Source organism: Terrimonas rubra (assembly GCF_042686025.1).
GTDB classification, from domain to species: Bacteria; Bacteroidota; Bacteroidia; order Chitinophagales; family Chitinophagaceae; genus Terrimonas; species Terrimonas rubra.
In genome coordinates this window covers 2,290,342-2,307,867 of record NZ_JBHUOZ010000003.1, presented here as the reverse complement: position 1 = coordinate 2,307,867, position 17,526 = coordinate 2,290,342, and the positions used below count along the sequence as shown (strand labels likewise).

At 39.3% G+C, this 17,526-nt stretch carries 15 protein-coding genes and 1 tRNA gene; 6 read left to right on the top strand and 10 right to left on the bottom strand.

From position 1 onward, the window contains the following. Positions 1-394: 394 nt before the first annotated feature. A complete protein-coding gene (locus ACFS6H_RS18860; RefSeq protein ID WP_386102779.1) occupies positions 395-832 on the top strand; it encodes a RidA family protein in 438 nt (145 codons plus the stop codon). A 73-nt stretch (positions 833-905) separates the two neighbouring features. On the opposite strand, the gene ACFS6H_RS18855 is transcribed toward ACFS6H_RS18860, so the two are convergent. Continuing rightward, positions 906-1,631, bottom strand: coding sequence for a helix-turn-helix domain-containing protein (locus ACFS6H_RS18855; RefSeq protein ID WP_386102776.1), 726 nt, complete (start codon positions 1,629-1,631; stop codon positions 906-908). 369 nt (positions 1,632-2,000) lie between these two features. Continuing rightward, entirely contained in the window at positions 2,001-2,816 is an 816-nt protein-coding gene (locus ACFS6H_RS18850; protein ID WP_386102773.1) for an oxidoreductase, read from the bottom strand. 901 nt (positions 2,817-3,717) lie between these two features. On the opposite strand from ACFS6H_RS18850, the gene ACFS6H_RS18845 reads away from it, so the two are divergent. The 4 genes from ACFS6H_RS18845 (at position 3,718) to ACFS6H_RS18830 (ending at position 5,870) form a co-directional block, all read left to right on the top strand. Beyond that, a complete protein-coding gene (locus ACFS6H_RS18845; protein ID WP_386102770.1) occupies positions 3,718-4,200 on the top strand; it encodes a toll/interleukin-1 receptor domain-containing protein in 483 nt (160 codons plus the stop codon). A 186-nt stretch (positions 4,201-4,386) separates the two neighbouring features. After that, positions 4,387-4,767 (top strand): hypothetical protein, encoded by a 381-nt coding sequence (locus ACFS6H_RS18840; RefSeq protein ID WP_386102767.1) that lies wholly within the window; start codon positions 4,387-4,389, stop codon positions 4,765-4,767. Further along, positions 4,701-5,219 carry a hypothetical protein gene (locus ACFS6H_RS18835; RefSeq protein ID WP_386102765.1) on the top strand — a complete coding sequence of 173 codons (519 nt, stop codon included), beginning with the start codon at positions 4,701-4,703 and terminating at the stop codon, positions 5,217-5,219. Before ACFS6H_RS18840 ends, ACFS6H_RS18835 begins: the two co-directional genes overlap by 67 nt. Before the next feature lie 12 nt (positions 5,220-5,231). Then, entirely contained in the window at positions 5,232-5,870 is a 639-nt protein-coding gene (locus ACFS6H_RS18830) for a hypothetical protein (RefSeq protein ID WP_386102762.1), read from the top strand. Positions 5,871-6,041: 171 nt separating this feature from the next. Here the strand turns inward: ACFS6H_RS18830 and ACFS6H_RS18825 are convergent, their stop codons facing one another. The 4 genes from ACFS6H_RS18825 to ACFS6H_RS18810 form a co-directional block, all read right to left on the bottom strand. After that, a complete protein-coding gene (locus ACFS6H_RS18825) occupies positions 6,042-7,058 on the bottom strand; it encodes a hypothetical protein (RefSeq protein ID WP_386102759.1) in 1,017 nt (338 codons plus the stop codon). A gap of 131 nt (positions 7,059-7,189) precedes the next feature. Continuing rightward, entirely contained in the window at positions 7,190-8,176 is a 987-nt protein-coding gene (locus ACFS6H_RS18820; protein WP_386102756.1) for a hypothetical protein, read from the bottom strand. A gap of 22 nt (positions 8,177-8,198) precedes the next feature. After that, complete coding sequence (locus ACFS6H_RS18815; RefSeq protein WP_386102753.1) at positions 8,199-8,675, bottom strand: hypothetical protein; 477 nt, start codon at positions 8,673-8,675, stop codon at positions 8,199-8,201. Positions 8,676-8,965: 290 nt separating this feature from the next. Continuing rightward, positions 8,966-9,039: transfer RNA gene (locus ACFS6H_RS18810), tRNA-Pro, on the bottom strand. A gap of 228 nt (positions 9,040-9,267) precedes the next feature. On the opposite strand from ACFS6H_RS18810, the gene ACFS6H_RS18805 reads away from it, so the two are divergent. Then, a complete protein-coding gene (locus ACFS6H_RS18805; protein ID WP_386102750.1) occupies positions 9,268-10,140 on the top strand; it encodes an alpha/beta hydrolase fold domain-containing protein in 873 nt (290 codons plus the stop codon). Positions 10,141-10,352: 212 nt separating this feature from the next. Here the strand turns inward: ACFS6H_RS18805 and ACFS6H_RS18800 are convergent, their stop codons facing one another. The 4 genes from ACFS6H_RS18800 to ACFS6H_RS18785 form a co-directional block, all read right to left on the bottom strand. Beyond that, positions 10,353-12,074, bottom strand: coding sequence for a ribonucleoside-diphosphate reductase subunit alpha (locus tag ACFS6H_RS18800; protein ID WP_386102747.1), 1,722 nt, complete (start codon positions 12,072-12,074; stop codon positions 10,353-10,355). Positions 12,075-12,125: 51 nt separating this feature from the next. Then, complete coding sequence (locus ACFS6H_RS18795; protein WP_386102744.1) at positions 12,126-13,100, bottom strand: ribonucleotide-diphosphate reductase subunit beta; 975 nt, start codon at positions 13,098-13,100, stop codon at positions 12,126-12,128. A gap of 424 nt (positions 13,101-13,524) precedes the next feature. Then, entirely contained in the window at positions 13,525-15,594 is a 2,070-nt protein-coding gene (locus tag ACFS6H_RS18790; protein WP_386102741.1) for a TonB-dependent receptor, read from the bottom strand. Positions 15,595-15,674: 80 nt separating this feature from the next. Further along, positions 15,675-17,450 (bottom strand): S41 family peptidase, encoded by a 1,776-nt coding sequence (locus ACFS6H_RS18785; RefSeq protein ID WP_386102738.1) that lies wholly within the window; start codon positions 17,448-17,450, stop codon positions 15,675-15,677. Between the last annotated feature and the right edge of the window lie 76 nt (positions 17,451-17,526).

The following is a 17,526-nucleotide window of genomic DNA, read 5'->3' as shown; positions in this document are numbered from 1 at the left end:
TTATTAATGATACATGAATGGTTAGTATTGATGTTGTGTTTATAATATATTCGTGTTGATTAAGGAAAAATGTTCCGGTTAAAGTTTTCATCCGGCATGGCATTACCTTCTGCAGTAGCCTGTGTATTGAATAAATAATCATGCACATCAGTTGACCTGCTTAGGCAGGGTATTGAGTATATGGGTCATTATGGGTTCTCTTTATGATTGAATATTTTGGTGCAAATGCGGCAGAAAAGAAGACGTGGATCAATCAGATAAAAAGGGGATTTTTAGAGAAGGGCTGTAATTCTTTTTAACTTTAAAACTATTAGATGGATAGGGACGGGGCAACTGGTGGAGGTAAGACCTTGTTCAGTAAACTTTATTTAGCAATATTTAAAATAAATTACTCATGAAATACATGGTTTTGATTTTACTGCTGTCCATAAATACAGCTGTATTGGCACAGAAGAATGAGATCGTTAAAGAAAAATGGCATTGGGGTAACCCGGTGAAACAGGATACTACTGCCGGTTATGTGCAGGTAATAAAAGTGGATAATATACTGTATATCTCCGGGGCTGTAAGTACAGCGGTTACACCAGAAGGTATTACACAGGTGTATCTTGCCCTGGAAAGATCATTAAAGAGCTTTGGGGCAGGATTTCAGAACGTGGTGAAAGAGAACCTCTATACCACCGATATAGAGGCCATGAAGAAGTATAACGATTCCCGAAAAGCATTTTACAAAAAAGACTTTCCGGCCGCCACCTGGATACAGGTAGAAAGATTGTATATGTCTGATGCTAAATTAGAGGTGGAGCTGGTAGCACATCTTCCCAAGTACTAATCAGGTATAAATAAGTTTACAATACCAGGCTATTACAGATGACCAGGCGGGAAACTTACAAGTATTGCATTTATTAATGTAAAGACCTGAACTGCTGCGGCGTGTTACCTGTTTTTTGTTTAAATAACTTACTGAAATATTGTGGGTATTCAAATCCTAATGCGTAAGCTATTTCACTGATACTTTTGTTACTTCCTAATAAAATATTTTTTGCTTCTTCAATCAGAAAATGATGTATCTGGTCCTTGGTGTTCATGCCGGTTTCTTTTTTTAATAAATCACTCAGGTAATTGGGTGATAAATTTACTTTACCCGCCACGTAAGCCACTGTGGGAAGCCCTTTTTCTTTTAATATATCTGAATTAAAGTATTCTTGTAATATGCTTTCTACTTGTGTTACAATATTACTGTTTGAATGTTTTCTGGTAATAAATTGTCTTCCATAATAACGGGAACAATAATTTAGGAGCAATTCTATATTAGATACAATCAGGTTTTGACTGTAGTTGTCAATGTTCTCATTTAATTCGCTTTGTATCTTTACAATACAGTCATATAATACTTTCTTTTCCTTATCCGATAAATGCAGTGCTTCGGATGTTTCGTATGAGAAAAACGTATATTCTTTCATTCTTGCCCCAAGCGTTGTGCCTCTTATCAAATCCGGATGAAAAAATAATCCCCAACCCATCATGTCGTCTCTTTTTTGTATTTCAGTATCCAGCTCAACAACCTGTTTTGGTGCAATACATATCAAACTTCCTTCCTGGAAATCATATTGCTGCCTGCCGTATTTCATATTATTGGCACAATAATTTTTGAACATGATAGAGTAGAAATTGCAGGAAATCCTGGTGCCGGCCGGAATATACTCATCTACTTTCCCAAAGTCTATAACGGCCACCAATGGATGTTTAATTCCGCCCTGTTCTACAAACCTGCTGATGTCGGATATGTTATTGATGTTTATAACTGGCGTCATTTAGTTTAATCTTTTGTACTAAAAATAGCGTGTTAACGGGTTGTTTGAACAGGCCTGTTTTTACATGGTGCTGGCGGCAACATGTTTATACAAATTACTTAAATATTATTGGTTAACCGTCACTGGACCGTGTTTATGATCAGCTTTATCACATAAAATAGTGTTGAAGCTTGCATGGTACATTCATTACATCTGGCTCATTACTATTTTATCAAAGAGCTTATCACCCAAATAGGTTCTCATCCAAACCATAGGTTTAGCAAATTTTCCAACCCTGTAGCGTGTTTTTGGCTTTTTGCTGTTAACTATTTTACTAATGGTATCAGCAATGACTTCGGGTTTGGAGGAGCCATTACCTTTAGCTGATTTTTTGGTGCCCTCCTCAATTTTATTCATTAAGTCTTTATAGGCACTGTCTTTCCTGATTTTAGCAAAACCTTCTAATAATACAGTTCCGAATTCAGTAGCGATAAACCCCGGCTCTATAACCACCACATTGATATTAAATTGTTTTAGCTCTAAACGCAAACAGTCGCTTAACCCCTCCAGAGCATGTTTACTGGCATGATACCAGGCTCCCATGGGAAAGTACATTTTTCCACCCATAGAAGACGTGTTAATAATGGTGCCGGACTTTACTTTACGCATGTGGGGTACTACTTTCTGAGTCATAGCGGCAATGCCAAAAACATTTACTTCAAACTGTTTTCTTGCTTCATCCAGCGGTACATCTTCTACAGCACCGTACAACCCATAGCCCGCATTGTTCCAAAGCACATCAACCCTGCCTTGTTCTTTAACGATAGTGTTGACTACGTTGTCGATGTCAGCTTCGATGGTGACATCCATCTTGATCGGATGCCCGCCGATTGCCTTGATATCTTCCATTTGATCGATACGACGTGCTGCTGTATAAACAGTATGGCCTTCCCGGATGAGTCTCATAGCGGTTTCTTTACCCATGCCTGAACTTGCGCCGGTGATTAAGATTACTTTTCCCATTTTTTGATCATTTAATTTGTTACTGCAAAGGTGGGAAGGGAGTACCTCGGGACTTGTAAACAAATCTCTGATTATTGTATACTTTTTACGGAAAAGGGCCATGTTGAACACTCCTGGCAGCAAATGGGTGGCGTGGTGGTACCGGGTATGAGACGTGTAAGAGGATATAAATAAGGCAGCATTGCTGCTGCCTTATTTTGTTTGGTCGGGACGACTAGACAATTGTCGAACCGTTTTATTTAGGATCTAAAGGAAATTTCAAGCTTTTTCAGCCAGTTTGAAGCATTATAAAAGTCTCGAAAACTCAATGACCACGAGCCTCAACCAAAAAGAGTAAATCAATCAGTTCATCGATTAAATGACTAAATATCATTTAATTAAAGCGATTTTCGCAAATCGGTTCTACATGGTTGTATTTATGAAGGTTTTTTGGGATTTTGTAAATACAAGAGTTAGCGGTAATGGTTACGGGCCAGGATACTCCAAAGTGTATAAAAATTAAAACAATTACACGTCTGAATTATCGCACAGTCAAGATTTACTTTATTCTAAAACACACTAAAGTGGAAAAAATGCTTAAAACAAATAATAATATTTTTAGTATTTAATTACTAAATTACTTAGATTTGTTTGTAAAAAAATAAACAGCAATATGGCAAGATGTACAGCACCAAGATACGGACATCGTACAGCAAGTGGCGCAGCAGCTTGCCCTGTATGTGGTAGTCGATATAATGGCTATAGTAGCTACAATTCATATTCATCCTACCAACCATATTCTTCTCCATACTCCTCAACTGGGAGTAATTCGAGTAGTAAAAGTAGTAGTGGGGGTAGTAGCAGAAGTGTAAAACCCCGTTGGTCGAGAGGTAGCTCTTCTGTATTCTATACTCCATCAGAGGTGCGAACCTTGACACCAGTACGGGAAAACATTGAAAAGAGAATATCTATTCCAGACCTTCGAGACGTTTTTCTTTGCCATGCTTGGGACGATCGAAAGGGTGCTGCTAAAGAATTACACGACTTACTTGAGGCAAAAGGTGTTTCTGTTTGGTTTAGTGAGAAAGACGTTCTTCTTGGCTCTCCCTTACTCCGAGAAATCGACAAAGGGCTCGCAAAGTCTCGAGTTGGTATTGTGCTTGTGACGCCGGCCTTTCTGAAACGACTTGCAGGAGCAGGTATTGCTGAAAAAGAACTTTCTGCACTTTTAGCTCGTGATTTACTTGTTCCTATCCTACATGACACAACATATGAAGAACTGCGTGACATAAGTCCATTGCTTGGCTCAAGAAGTGGACTGAGTACAGCAGAAGAGCCAATGGCAGAATTGGCTGCGAAACTCGCCGAGTTAGTCGCTCCTGAAGTTAATGAATGTGGGATATAGAAGCCAAGTAATAAGCGAAATGCCACATACCTCTAAAACAGCATTGGCGAGTTCTTCAATCAATCCATCGATTAACTGACTAAATTAAGTTGAATTAAAGCAACTTTCGCAAATGGGTTCTATATAGCTGTATTTACGAAAGTTTTTAGTGAAATTTTCGTAAATACAAAAGTTAGCAGCCTTGTTATGACGACCAAAAAAGTACAAGAAGCAATTCACATATTACAGTCAGTAGATCCTGCTGACCCTGCAGCTTATGATAAAGCTGTTGAAGGTTACAAGCATATAGGGCAACTTCCATTTCTTATACTTGACTTTCCCGATTTACCTAAAACAGTTTTTCATACAAGGACGCATGACACAGACAATTTCTTTGAAGATTTTTCTGATATAAGTTTACCACCTGGAGCAGTCGTTAAATCATTTGCAAGATGCAACGTCCCACATCAACCAGTTTTTTATTGCTCTGACTTCAGACTAACATCTTATTTAAATATTGGGTGGAAGAAAAAAAGGAAGAATTTTTACATGCTACAATTGGTAAATGGACAATTGAAAGTTCCTTAAAGGTATTAATCGTAACAAGTCCTCATGAACAGGACAGACTTTCACCATATGATAAAATGCATGGCATTAAATTAGAACATTTTATAAATCAGCAAAACGGGGATATGAAAGCAGCTATGATTTTATTGTATAAATTTCTATTTGACAAATTTAGAAAGTCAGCAAAAAAAGACCCACAGACTTATATGATTACTTCTGCGTATTGTAATATGGCTTTTAATCAAAACAAATACACAGTAGATGTAATTCTATATCCAAGCGTACCTTATGACGGAAAAGGAATCAATCTTGCCATTAAAGCAACTTATCCTTTTAAAAAAAACATGAAATTAATTTTAGCTGCAAGGGACACATTTAAAAGAATTGATAACGGCCCAATACCAACCTTTCAACAAGCTGCGTTCAAACAGGCTCAAAACATTGACCATGCAAATATGAAAATTGTTTGGTAAACTCAAAATAATATGCCAGATACAACATTAGAAACCCAACTAATTGAACTAGAAAAATTTGAAAGAAAATTCTTTGACTTAGGAAAGCAAATGTTTGAGCCTGGCAAAGTTTATCTGTATCCATTAGACCTGCTTGCTACTGCTGTTATGGATAGAGGGCTTTCCTTAATTTATGGTTTTACTTCTCAAATTAGAGCGAATAATTTTACTTGTGCTGCCCCACTCGTTAGAATGCACCTTGACAATGTTTTGAGATTTTATGCAGCTTATATTTCGGATGATTGTCATGGATTTACAATGAAAGTTTTTGAAGGCTCACACATTAGAAACCTGAAAGACAAAGACGGAAACAAAATGACTGATAAATATTTGGTTGACAAACTTTCAAAGGAACACTCGTGGATGACTGAGGTTTATGAGAAAACTTCAGGTTATGTGCATTTAAGTAATACTCATATTTATAATTCTTCAAGACTTAAAGATTTTAAGGAAAGGACAATAGCGTTTTCAATAAGTAAACAAGATAGATGGCTGACAGTAGAAGAAAAATTGGAAGCAACAAATTGCATGCTTGAAATATCACAAATTCTTTTTGACTATTTATCTGGTTGGAACCTTACAAAAAGGCAAACAAAAGTTGAGGCTAAGTAACTCAGAAATATGACTGTATTGGCATTCCCAATAATGGCCTTGATGAATAAAGCCCAGATTTAGTTCTTAATACTTAACTTAATTGTTGAAACAGCAATTGCAAGTTGAAGCCATGATTCATTATTTACTTTTATAAGGCTATTTGTTTAGATCAAAAATGTCATCTATTTATTAAATATATCTTCCGATTGACTGTGAGGAATGAGACAAAAGTTTTATAAACCAACTATCTATTAACTCTTCTGTCCTCAATGGGCTTACCAAGTCGTAATATTGTAAATTACGTCTATCCCTGAATAAAACTTGAAGTTCCTTATTGGTTGCTTGCTCGTATAAATGAGGCAAAGCCCATCCCTGAAATTCCGGAGTATAATAAAACAATCTTTGTTCTTCCTCAATCGTTTGTTTTGTAACACCATTCTCATATACCTTGGATAAATCGAATGTAACAGCAACATCCTGGGTAGTTACTATGCCATCGTATATCATACCAGGCAAACTCAATTCACATCCAAGTAAATATTCTCCTAAGCCAATATGCGCTTTGTGGATAGCGTAATTAAAGGGATAATATTCATATCTCTCGATTATATTTTTTTCCAGAAGCTTAATTCTTTCGTTAAAATAATATTTAAAATTTGCCGTTTCTGCTATTACCCTTTCAATAGCGACTGGCTCATGCTGCAAATTGATAATAGTTTTTTTATTTGCTATTCTATCCAACAGGTTTTGATACTGATCCTCGAGCGTAAGCGGTTTTACTATTCCGCCCTCATCGGCTACTTTGAACTCAATAAACTTTGCAAGCTCCTCTATGGTAGATCTGAAAGGGCTGGCATAAATATGGGTCTCTGGATACCAGGCTGGTATTTCCTCCTGTCCCTGCTTCATTGGAATGACCATGAGAAAATGAAAGCCTGTTTTTATTCTATCCACAATTGCGCTGCGTTCAATATCAGTGTAGAATGTCTCGCCCCACTCTTTTCTTGTCAGGATGATAACAACTCTGCTTTCATCCTTGAATACTCTTGCAAATGCCTCTGGTCCTGACTTCGATATTAGTTCATCCTGTTTATGTGCATAAAAGAAGACTTTCAGGTTAGGATTAATTGCTTTTACAAGTTTATCTGCAAAGTCAACATCTTCTTTACAGAGGGAAATTGCAATATCAAATTTGAATTGTTGCATTATAGTGTATTAATTTTCTATATACAAGCCCTTTTCTTCAGTTTAGTGTAGGTGTTTAATTCACATAATACTAACCCAATCAATTAACTATTTTGTATAAATACTGCTTGGATGCCATCTAACACTTAGATTTAAGCCCTATTAATGGTCAATTCTGGCAATGATTTTGACCCTTCGATTAAAACTGAATTGACGTAATCTTCTATGTTCTTAGATTCTTCAAAGAATAATTTTGAAAAATCCATAACCCATTTTTTCCCAATAAATGAGAACAATATGTCAGTCAGCCTGAAAGCGTCCTTTACTATCTTTTTAGAATCAATGGTAATCTTTTGCTTAATATTTCCTTCTAACGTCTTCACCAGGCAGTCTACAATATAGGATATCCGAATAATTGGATGTGGATGCGTAGAGGCTTTATAGTAAATTTTTTTGTAATCTTTCATTAAGAAAATAAAATATGATATGACTGAAGCCAAACCAATAGACGCAATCAAGCTTAGAGTTTCTTCATCTCTTAGTTTTTCATCCTGTTTCTTCCAATACTCCAACAGATGAAATGCAATAAATGTCGAAGCATGAAGATCTGCATCAAATTCGTAAATATGGCGCTTCAAAGAAAACGGCTCATCTTCCGGATTGTCATTCTCATAGATTTCCTCGAGCCATGTATCCCGAACAGGGCTTAGCTGAATTAAATGGGCTTTCTCATGATAAAAAGTAAACTGCGTGCTTATTTGAAATAATAAATAGTCAATCGTGTCATTTAGCTGTGTATTAAGTTTGTTGAAATCACTGAGATCTTTCTTTTTAAATATTTCGTGGTGGTCTGTATACAAACGAAACATAGTAAGAATGGTTCCGAAATTGACACGCATTACATAATATTCTTTACTTTTTGTTGCAGCAGCGTTAACATCCATTCTTCGGCGTATGTATATCCTGGCTGGTAGAATACCATATTCATTACCTGCATCATTCAAATTAGTTTGACAAAATTGAAAATAGTTATCTACGACCTCATACGGATCATTGTTTGTATAGTCATACGTATCATGTTCATCAATTATTCCTAATGCTACTAGCTCATCAATATTGCTTTTATGACTGTGTTTCATAAATAATAGTTATTCGCATAAATTATAAACTCTCTTCTATCAACTTAACGATCCCGTTGATTCTAGTATTCCATTCAGGTGTTTCCATGAAATTATCGCCTTGAATTCTATGAATCCTTTCCTCCAAAATAATATTGCTTTTTAACCGAAGTTCTGCGGGCGTATCAAAACCTTCTCTTTTTTCAAATGAACGCATGGCGACAAGTGCAAAGAAAATATCAATTTTTAACGTAATGCAAATCTCAATCAAAATTGTTATCCTTATATTTTGCTCAGTAGGAGCACCTGCACATACTAGAATTAATTTCCCGGCAACTTCTATTATAAAGGTGTTATTAAAAATTGCATCTGTACTAGAAGGCTCAATCTTACTATTAGTGTGGTTTTTAGGATCGGGCCATAGTTGAAAAACCTTTTGAGGGTTCAATTTCTTACAGACATTCTGAATGGTTGAAGATTTTCCAGCATTACTTGCCCCAACTAGTAAAATGGAGATCATGAACGTTTAGGATTAAGGTTAAAAAATAATACTTAAAAGAAGTATATATATATATACTAATATAATAATAAGTTTACTACCTCTCCATCGAAATGTTCATTTCTTTTCAAAAATATCTATTTCTCCACCTTGATTAAACCTTCCCATTTGTACCGCTTTCCCTTCTTCCGGTACTTCGATTACCACGTCCACATTATGCTAGTGGTTTGAGGTAATGCTGCTACTGGCAAGGGTTTTAGAGGAAGATATAAATAAACAAGGCAGCATTTCTGCTGCCTTGTCCAGTTTAGTCGGGACGACTAGATTCGAACTAGCGACCCCTTGCACCCCATGCAAGTGCGCTACCGGGCTGCGCTACGTCCCGAACATGTTAATTGGGGATGCAAATGTAGGGTTAATTGTCAAAAAAACGACAGGCTTTTCCTAAAAAATATCCGTATAAAACCTCAATAATTCATTACCGCCAGCGTTTTAAGCTGCAGAAAGGCCCCGTAACGGCCTTTTTATCATAATTGGCATTATTATTCGTTTATGGACTTAAGTGCCCGGGAATAGCGGTATTTGTAGCCCGGCAAACATTAAATTTTACCTTATGCAAAGAATTACCTTTTTTATCGGCATCTGCCTGCTGGTATTTACCGGGTGCACCAAAACGGGTGATAATACTTCCGGTGACCTCCCTGCTTCCAGTGCGGCCAAAATCTACAATGTAAAATATGGTACCGAAAGCCGCCAGGCCATGGATATATACCTGCCGGCAAACCGGGATGCCGGTACTCCTTTTGTGATGTTGATACATGGGGGTGGGTGGACAGCCGGCAATAAGAGCGATTTTAATGGAGTGCAGCAGGCATTGTCGGATAGCGGTATCGCCTCAGTTTCCATCAATTACCGTTATGTAAGTACCACTGTTCATTACCAGCAATTAATGGAGGACGTGCACAAGGCTTTACAATATTGTGTAGATAAAGCAGGCGCCTGGAGCATACGGAATACAAAAATTATTATGGTGGGCGCCAGTGCGGGAGCGCATATGTCCCTGTTATATGGTTATGGGTTTGATACGGATAACCGGGTAAGCGGGATCATATCTTTAGCCGGTCCGACAGATTTTACGATCCTGGAGTTTCATGCTTATGCCGCCCTCATCGGCCTGGGAACCAATATTTATAATATGGTTGGCGTTACGTATACACCGGGACAACCCCTGGATGAAAAGTTCTCTAAAGCCAGTCCGGTCTATTATGATAAAAATGTACCTACACTCATCGTTCACGGCGATGCCGACCTGGTGGTACCTTACAGCCAGGCCATTATCCTCAGGGATAAACTGCAAAGCAAAGGGTATACTTATAAAATGGAAACCATTGCGGGCGGAGGCCATGATCTTGGAATGGGGAACCCGGTGAATGCGTTAAGGGTATATACAGAACTGATCAGGTGGACAAGAACATACAGCAAGTAGTTAATGGTTCATCGTTAATAGTATGAACACCGGTTTTATTATGCTGGGCAGTTTCCTGTTGTTGAACTGTGTGACCCGCAACAATACTGCGATACCATTAGTAACGCAGCCGGTAACAAAGAAATAAATCCTCCCGGAAATTTGAAGATGAATAGTTTTTACAGGTAACGGGCTTAATAAAAAAAGTCCCTCGTGAGAGGGACTTTGATTTTTTATGCTTCGCAGCTTTTACAATTTACCAGGTTGGTGATCATTTCTTTTGATACGCTCTGGCTGCGCTGATAGTATAATGTTTTAATACCTAAACGCCATGCTTCGATCATTAATTTGTTCACCTCTTTAATAGGCAGATCGGCAGGTATATTTAAGTTTAAGCTCTGGGCCTGGTCAACATATTGCTGACGGATAGAGGCCTGCTGAATGATCTCCAGCTGGCTGATCTCTTTAAAGGTTTTGAACACTTCTTTCTCTTCAGTGGTCAATTCTTTTAAATGCTGTACGCTACCGTGGTTCAGCATAATGCCGCGCCATGTTTCTTCATTGTCAATACCTTTTTCTTCTAAAAGTTTTTTCAGGTATTTGTTTTTACGCATGAAATTACCTTTAGACAGACCGGCTTTATAGTAGTTACTGCTGAATGGTTCAATACCAGGAGAGGTTTGTCCCAGGATAGCAGATGAAGAAGTGGTTGGTGCAATGGCCATTTGCGTGGTATTGCGTAAACCATAACCTTTTAACAGTTCAGGCTCACCATAGATCCAGGCAAGGTCTTTGGAAGCTTTATGGGCTTTTTCGCTGATATCTTTAAAGATACTGGCGGTAAGTTGCTTAGCTCTTAAACCTTCAAACGGTATCATGTTTTTTTGCAGGTAAGAATGCCATCCTAATACACCTAAACCTAAAGCACGGTGACGTTTGGCAAACGCATTGGCTTCGGCCAGGTAATAGTTACCCTCAGATTTTGCAATGAACTCCTGTAATACGGCATCCAGGAAGTATACGGCCATTTTAACGGCATTGGTATCTTTCCACTCATCGTATAACTCTAAGTTCATAGAAGAAAGACAGCAAATGAATGATTCTTTCTCCGAAGAAGGTAACATGATCTCCGAGCAAAGGTTACTGCCGTTAATAGGCAGGTTCAGGTCTTTATATACCTGTGGTTTATTGCGGTTTACATTATCAGTAAAGAAAATGTAGGGTAATCCTTTTTGCTGGCGGCTTTCCAGTACTTTAGCCCAGATCTCTCTTTTTTTCATATCACCGTCGATCATATCCTGCATCCAGTAGTCAGGTACACATACGGCGTAGAAAAGATTCTGGATCGGGTGACCGATATCTTTAATAGATAAGAACTCTTCAATATCACCATGGTCAATATCGAGGTAAGCGGCAAAAGCGCCACGGCGTACACCGCCCTGTGAAATGGTATCCATGGCCGTGTCAAACAAACGCATAAAGCTTACGGCACCGCTACTTTTACCATTATCGGTTACAGCAGTACCACGTCCGCGAAGTGTTCCGAAATAAGCCGATGTACCACCACCGATCTTTGTCTGCATGATCACTTCACCCAGCTTATGCGTGATACCTTCAATATAGTCAGGTATGTGTACATTGAAACAGGAAATAGGTAAGCCTCTTTCTGTACCCATATTGGCCCAGATAGGAGAGCTCAGGCTCATCCAGCCGCGTTCAATCATTTCCTTGAACGCATCTTTTAACTCGGGTTTATATAAACGTTGTGCAGCCGCTGCGCAGATACGCTCCAGGGCTCCTTCTAAAGTTTCGCCTTTCAACAGGTAACCCCTGTTTAAAATCTGTTCACTTTCTTCATTCTTCCACCATAACTTTTCATGTTCATATTGTGGAAGTAATTCGCCTTGTTTCAATTCAGGCGCGGGGGTAGCAGCTGTTTCAAAAAGTGTATTCATAATTTAATGGGGGTATATATTTGGTAACAAATAGGGGATTCAATTGTTCTGTTAAAATAAGTCATGCGCTGAAATACTTTTGTCATGTTTGGTATACTCTACAGGACGTTTGGCAAAAAAGTCATCCAAACTGTTGGAGAAAACCTCTTCTTCAAACCATAACATGGCACTGCTGTCCTGCGTACTTACATTGAACACAGGTTTTATGCCAATTTGTGTTAAACTTTCATCGGCACGTCTTTTCATAAAATTGATCAGGTCTTTCTTATGAATAATTTCCAGGTGTCCTTCGCTGAATATCCAGTCTAATATCTGGCTTTCGGCTTCAATTGACTGCTCAACAATATCAGTGATGCTTTTGATGGTCTCTTCAGTAAAGATCTCAGGATATTCTTCCCGGATTTTGTTCACCAGGTAAATACCGGCATTGGCATGTATCTGTTCATCTACCGAGGTCCAGGCAATAATATTGCTTACATTTTTCATTAACCCTTTAAAACGGGTAAAGGATAATATAATGGCAAACTGGCTGAACAGGCTCACATTCTCAATCAGGATACTGAACAGTATCAAAGAAGTAGTGTACTCTTTTTTATCATTAGATTTCGCACTGCCTAAAGCGGCTGTCAGGTAATCGATACGTTGCTTGATAGCAGGCACCTGGATCAGTTTATCAAACTGGCTGTTATAACCTAATACTTCCAGCAAACGGGAATAGGCTTCAGAATGCCTGAACTCACATTCCGCGAAAGTGGAACCTAAACCATTCATCTCCGGCTTGGGAAAATGCTGGTACAGGTTACCCCAGAACGATTTTACCGCCACCTCTATCTGGGCGATAGATAACAAACTGTTTTTTACGGCATTTTGTTCGGCAGGTGTCAGATGAGAGTGAAAATCCTGTACATCTGCTGTGAAATCTACTTCGGAATGCACCCAAAATGATTTGTTGATAGCAGCAGTAAATTGTAATACCTCCGGATATTCGAAAGGTTTATACTGAATTCTTTTGTCAAAAATGCCCATACCGTTCTTAAGTTTGTCAGCATTCCCACTACCTATAATTTATATCTTACAGATTTAAGGGAATAAATAATAAAAAAAGGGATTATTTTATGCAGGATTGGATAGTACCGCTCTGCAGTTTTTCAAAGTTCGCCAATAAAAAAATTAGTTAGCAATAAACAAATTCACAATATGTGGAAAGAAAATTCAAACAAATTCAAACGGCTTTTGAACAGCCGGTTCCGGGCGGTTTTGGGTGGGAATGGATTTTTTTATAACCAGCACAATTTTAAAGGCTTAGCAATTGTTTTTCCGGGCGGGGGCAGCTGTGCCAACATGCCAGACTTTACCCCTTCCGGCAGCTAATGATAATTTAATAACCGGTGTGTATAAAATATATTTTGAAATCTGATTCTTAAATGGTATTATCAATAAAACGGACTGTTTAACGTTCAGCCGGTTTTTTGTCCCAGCTCCAGGCTATCCCTATATAAAAATTACGTCCCGGCGCTGCATTAAAATACCTGCCGGCGGCAGCATTAATATCATTACCCAGGCTATACTTTTCATTTAATATATTATCAATACCAGCATATATATTTAACTGGTGTGTTGTTAGCGGTAATGTATAACCTGAACGTGCACCTATTAAATGATAGGCAGGAGCAATAGCAGTATTGGCATCATTTAAAAATATATTGTCTGCATAGTACCAGCTGCCATGCAAATAAATACCCCCCAGGGTTTGTACAATAACTGTTGCAGCAATACTGTGTTTGGGCACAGAGGGCAAAGTATGGCTTTTGTAATTCACATTATTATTTACATAATTACCATAGGTAAAATCATGAAAAGTATAGGCAATACTGGTTTGCACTTTTTTAATAAACTGATTGTTGGCTGTATATAAATAATTTACCTGCGTTTCTATACCTTTTTGTTGTATGGCCCCTGCGTTCTCAAAATAATCAGCGCCGCTGATATCCCTTTTCTGTACCAGTGCATTCTGCATATCAAAATAAAAGCCGGTAATACTTACCTGCAGTTTTTGCAGCAGAAAAGCATAACGGGTTGTCAGTTCATAATTCCAGCCTTTTTCGGCCTGCAAAGCAGTATTCAAAATACTGGTAGAAGGTAATAACTCCGCAGTCGTAGGTGCTGAAAATCCCCTGGATATATTTAACAGGATAGCACCCTTTGAATTGAGCTCCCGCCATACCGCGAAACGCGGCATCAGCGTTGCAGGGTAGGTGAGTGTGATGGTTTTAACAGGATAATTATTTACCCGGGTAAAATCGTTACTGTTCTTATTCAATCCTAATCCGGCAGTCAGCATCCATTTTTTTTGAAGGATAGTATGTGCCTGTACAAAAATGGTATAAGCGGTCTGCCGCACATCATCATCGGTCTGCAGGGTATCGGGGTTGCCATTTTTATTTTGTGATACCCGTATATTATTATAGCCCCGTTGCCATTCTGCGCCGGCACTTATTATACTTTGGGCAAATGAATTATTTAAATGAATATCAATGGTGCTGCGTACACCGGCATGTGGCTCCTGCCGCCTTTCATAATTGCGCACCGCGGCATTCCGCAGGTCAGTATAACTGCCGTATAAAGTAGTGCTACCGCTGATAAACCGGTTGAATATATATGTATTAGTAATGCCTAAAGTAATGTTTTTTTGAAAAATGGCAGCCTTGGCCTGCACCGCGCCGGGAAAACCACCGGCTGCGGGCCTTGCCGCTTTGGGGTTGGTATTGTATTCGGCCTGGGTTAGCGCACCGGGCGTCTGGTAATACATATCATTATATAATATACCGGTACTGATACTGTATTTTTCATGCACTTTATACCGGCTGCTCCATGAAAAATTATCCCTTCTTAATTTACTCTGTTCCCGGTAACCATCACTTTGGTTATGGGCAAAGGTAATTTCGTGCCGGGCCCCGTCGCTGCCGAAACGTAAGGAAGTAAGTGCGTTTTGCAGGTTATAACTACCGGTAATATATTCGGCATCTGCTCCTGGCTTCCAGTTGTATAAGCTGCTCAGCAATACCAGGCCACCCGTGCCGGCGCCGTACATACTGGATGGCGGTCCTTTTACTACTTCGATCTTCGAAAAATTATTAAAAGCCAGCTGGTTAAAATAAGTATTACCACCCGGGTCGGTTAACGGAATATTATTCCAGTATACTTTTACATTACGCACACCAAATGGTGATCTTAAGGAGCTGCCCCTGATATTTAAGCGGTAACTTCCGGGCGAACGTTCTTCCATACGTACCCCGCTGATGGTATTCATACCACTGAGCAGCGACAATTTATTATAACCGTCAGCTGTTTGCCGGTTTAAAATATGCACAGTCGCGGTACCCTTATTGGCGGTCTGGTGAGTACGGAAAGCTTCCACCGTTACTTCTTCCAATAAAAGCGAATCTCCCCCCGATTGCTGTGCGGTAATAAATGGTAAATAAAAAAACAGGCCGGTGATAATAAGTATACTTCTTTTCATTCAGATGATTATGCCTGTATAAAGGTAGGGCTTTCATTTTTCAGGCTGTACAACACGCATCCACTTGCCGGAAGTATATATTATTTATTGGCTTCTTCCAGCGCTTTTTCCAGGTACTCATCCCTGCCTTCCCGTATACCTTTAATCGTTTGTTCAACATATATATTGGGTAATATGCCCACACCATGATGCCGGCTGCCGTCATGTTTATATACTTTCATATTCGTGAACATGATAACCGTACCGCCCGGCAAAACAAGGTAATTTACATTACCGTTTGTACCTGCTGTAGGCTGACCAATGATCGTAGCCAGTTTATAATGTTCAATATAACTCATATAACTTTCGCCCTTGCTGATCACCTGGCCATCTACCAGGAAGTAAATCTTAGCCGTCAGGTGTGGCTGGGCCGGCACTAATGGCCAGTTCTCATAATGATAAGTAATTTTTTTCTCCTGGTCGGGGTAAATGATCTGCGGTACCTGCATCCAGTTACTCTCTGCAGCTTTGTCTGTCATTAAATACTGGATAAAATCAGTATTATCGGTGGGGTAACCCCGCAGGTCACAAATAATTGCCTTTGCTTTTTGTAATTGGGGTAATGCCTTATTAATAACGTCCATCTCCGCCACCCCGATATTAATATACATGATATTACCGGGTAGCTGTTTAACGGTGTCGGGCAAAGGGAATTTTTTATCATATACAGCCCTTATTAACTTTCTTTCCAGGGTTAAAGACCTTGCAGGAGCGTTGGGTGATTCATAGGTGATTTGTAACTGCGATCCTTTGCGGCCGGCTAAGGATTCGGTCTCGGCGCGGTAATGCAACCATCCCGGTGTAGCGGCTGATATATATTGATAAATACTGTCCAGGTAATGACTGGTACTTGCGCCGTTTACCCGGGTAACAATATCACCTTTTTGTATGGACAAGGTAGAATCAAAAACATGGGTAACCACCAGTTTGTTTTCTATCCATTTCCAGGCCAGCGGCGGCATGTAATTATCGGTATTAACCACCTGGCTTACACTGATATGCCCATCTTTTAGTTTAGCGGTTAACCTTCTCAGTGTATTCAGGAAATCGGCCTGGGTATGGTTCCGGTAGGTTTCCCTTAAAGCCATGTCCAGGTCAGCATACCAATCAGTCTTTGCTTCGGTAAAGTAGGGGAAGAAATGCTGGAAAACATTCCAGGTATTAATGATATTACCGCAACGGGCAAAAAGTTTATCCGCTTTCAGTGAATCCCTGCTCAGGTTATTGATGATAGCAAGGTAAGACTTACCGGCAATGGTATCAGCCGCCGGGTAGGTACTTGTTTTGTTACCATACAGTGCGATAGGCACAAATATTTTCAGGTCATTACCAATAGGCTTCTCTATATACTCTCCCACAGCCGGCTTGGTATCAAACAGGTTTTTATCGGTTAACCTCAGCCGGCTGGTCCGCTCACTTTTATAAGGCATCCGTTCATCCTTCAGTGTACCCACGCCCAGGTGCTGCCAGGCTACTACTTCATAACCTTTGAGATCGGGTGGGGTAAACGCCTTTTTATTCCAGTTGATCCTGGTATGGGCAGGTACAATTTTTGCCCCCGGCATCAACGGTCCCAATAAGGCCGTTAAAGTATCTTTTAATTGTTGCGAATTGGTGCATCCGGCTACTTTTGCGGCACCATAAACAGCAAACTTATCCCAATCCAGTTTAGCCGCTTCATCACCGGGGTAAAAATATTTCAGGTACCCGTATACTTTGGCAAAGCTTTTTTGATTTTCTATCTCCCGGGTATTTTGCGCAATGATAGTCGTTATCGAATAATAAAACAGGATGCAAAAAGACAGCAAGGTTTTCATGTATTACAAATTTTCGGTACAAGGTTTTAGATAAAAAGGTTCTCCATAGAAAGATGGGCTATATCCGGTCTTCCAA

What these genes read in the sequence shown, in the direction of transcription:
- ACFS6H_RS18825 (WP_386102759.1), bottom strand. Translation starts at nt 7,058, where the DNA reads ATGCAACAATTCAAATTTGATATTGCAATTTCCCTCTGTAAAGAAGAT.
- ACFS6H_RS18820 (WP_386102756.1), bottom strand. Translation starts at nt 8,176, where the DNA reads ATGAAACACAGTCATAAAAGCAATATTGATGAGCTAGTAGCATTAGGA.
- ACFS6H_RS18850 (WP_386102773.1), bottom strand. Translation starts at nt 2,816, where the DNA reads ATGGGAAAAGTAATCTTAATCACCGGCGCAAGTTCAGGCATGGGTAAA.
- ACFS6H_RS18785 (WP_386102738.1), bottom strand. Translation starts at nt 17,450, where the DNA reads ATGAAAACCTTGCTGTCTTTTTGCATCCTGTTTTATTATTCGATAACG.
- ACFS6H_RS18830 (WP_386102762.1), top strand. Translation starts at nt 5,232, where the DNA reads ATGCCAGATACAACATTAGAAACCCAACTAATTGAACTAGAAAAATTT.
- ACFS6H_RS18840 (WP_386102767.1), top strand. Translation starts at nt 4,387, where the DNA reads ATGACGACCAAAAAAGTACAAGAAGCAATTCACATATTACAGTCAGTA.
- ACFS6H_RS18815 (WP_386102753.1), bottom strand. Translation starts at nt 8,675, where the DNA reads ATGATCTCCATTTTACTAGTTGGGGCAAGTAATGCTGGAAAATCTTCA.
- ACFS6H_RS18800 (WP_386102747.1), bottom strand. Translation starts at nt 12,074, where the DNA reads ATGAATACACTTTTTGAAACAGCTGCTACCCCCGCGCCTGAATTGAAA.
- ACFS6H_RS18860 (WP_386102779.1), top strand. Translation starts at nt 395, where the DNA reads ATGAAATACATGGTTTTGATTTTACTGCTGTCCATAAATACAGCTGTA.
- ACFS6H_RS18790 (WP_386102741.1), bottom strand. Translation starts at nt 15,594, where the DNA reads ATGAAAAGAAGTATACTTATTATCACCGGCCTGTTTTTTTATTTACCA.
- ACFS6H_RS18805 (WP_386102750.1), top strand. Translation starts at nt 9,268, where the DNA reads ATGCAAAGAATTACCTTTTTTATCGGCATCTGCCTGCTGGTATTTACC.
- ACFS6H_RS18795 (WP_386102744.1), bottom strand. Translation starts at nt 13,100, where the DNA reads ATGGGCATTTTTGACAAAAGAATTCAGTATAAACCTTTCGAATATCCG.
- ACFS6H_RS18855 (WP_386102776.1), bottom strand. Translation starts at nt 1,631, where the DNA reads ATGAAATACGGCAGGCAGCAATATGATTTCCAGGAAGGAAGTTTGATA.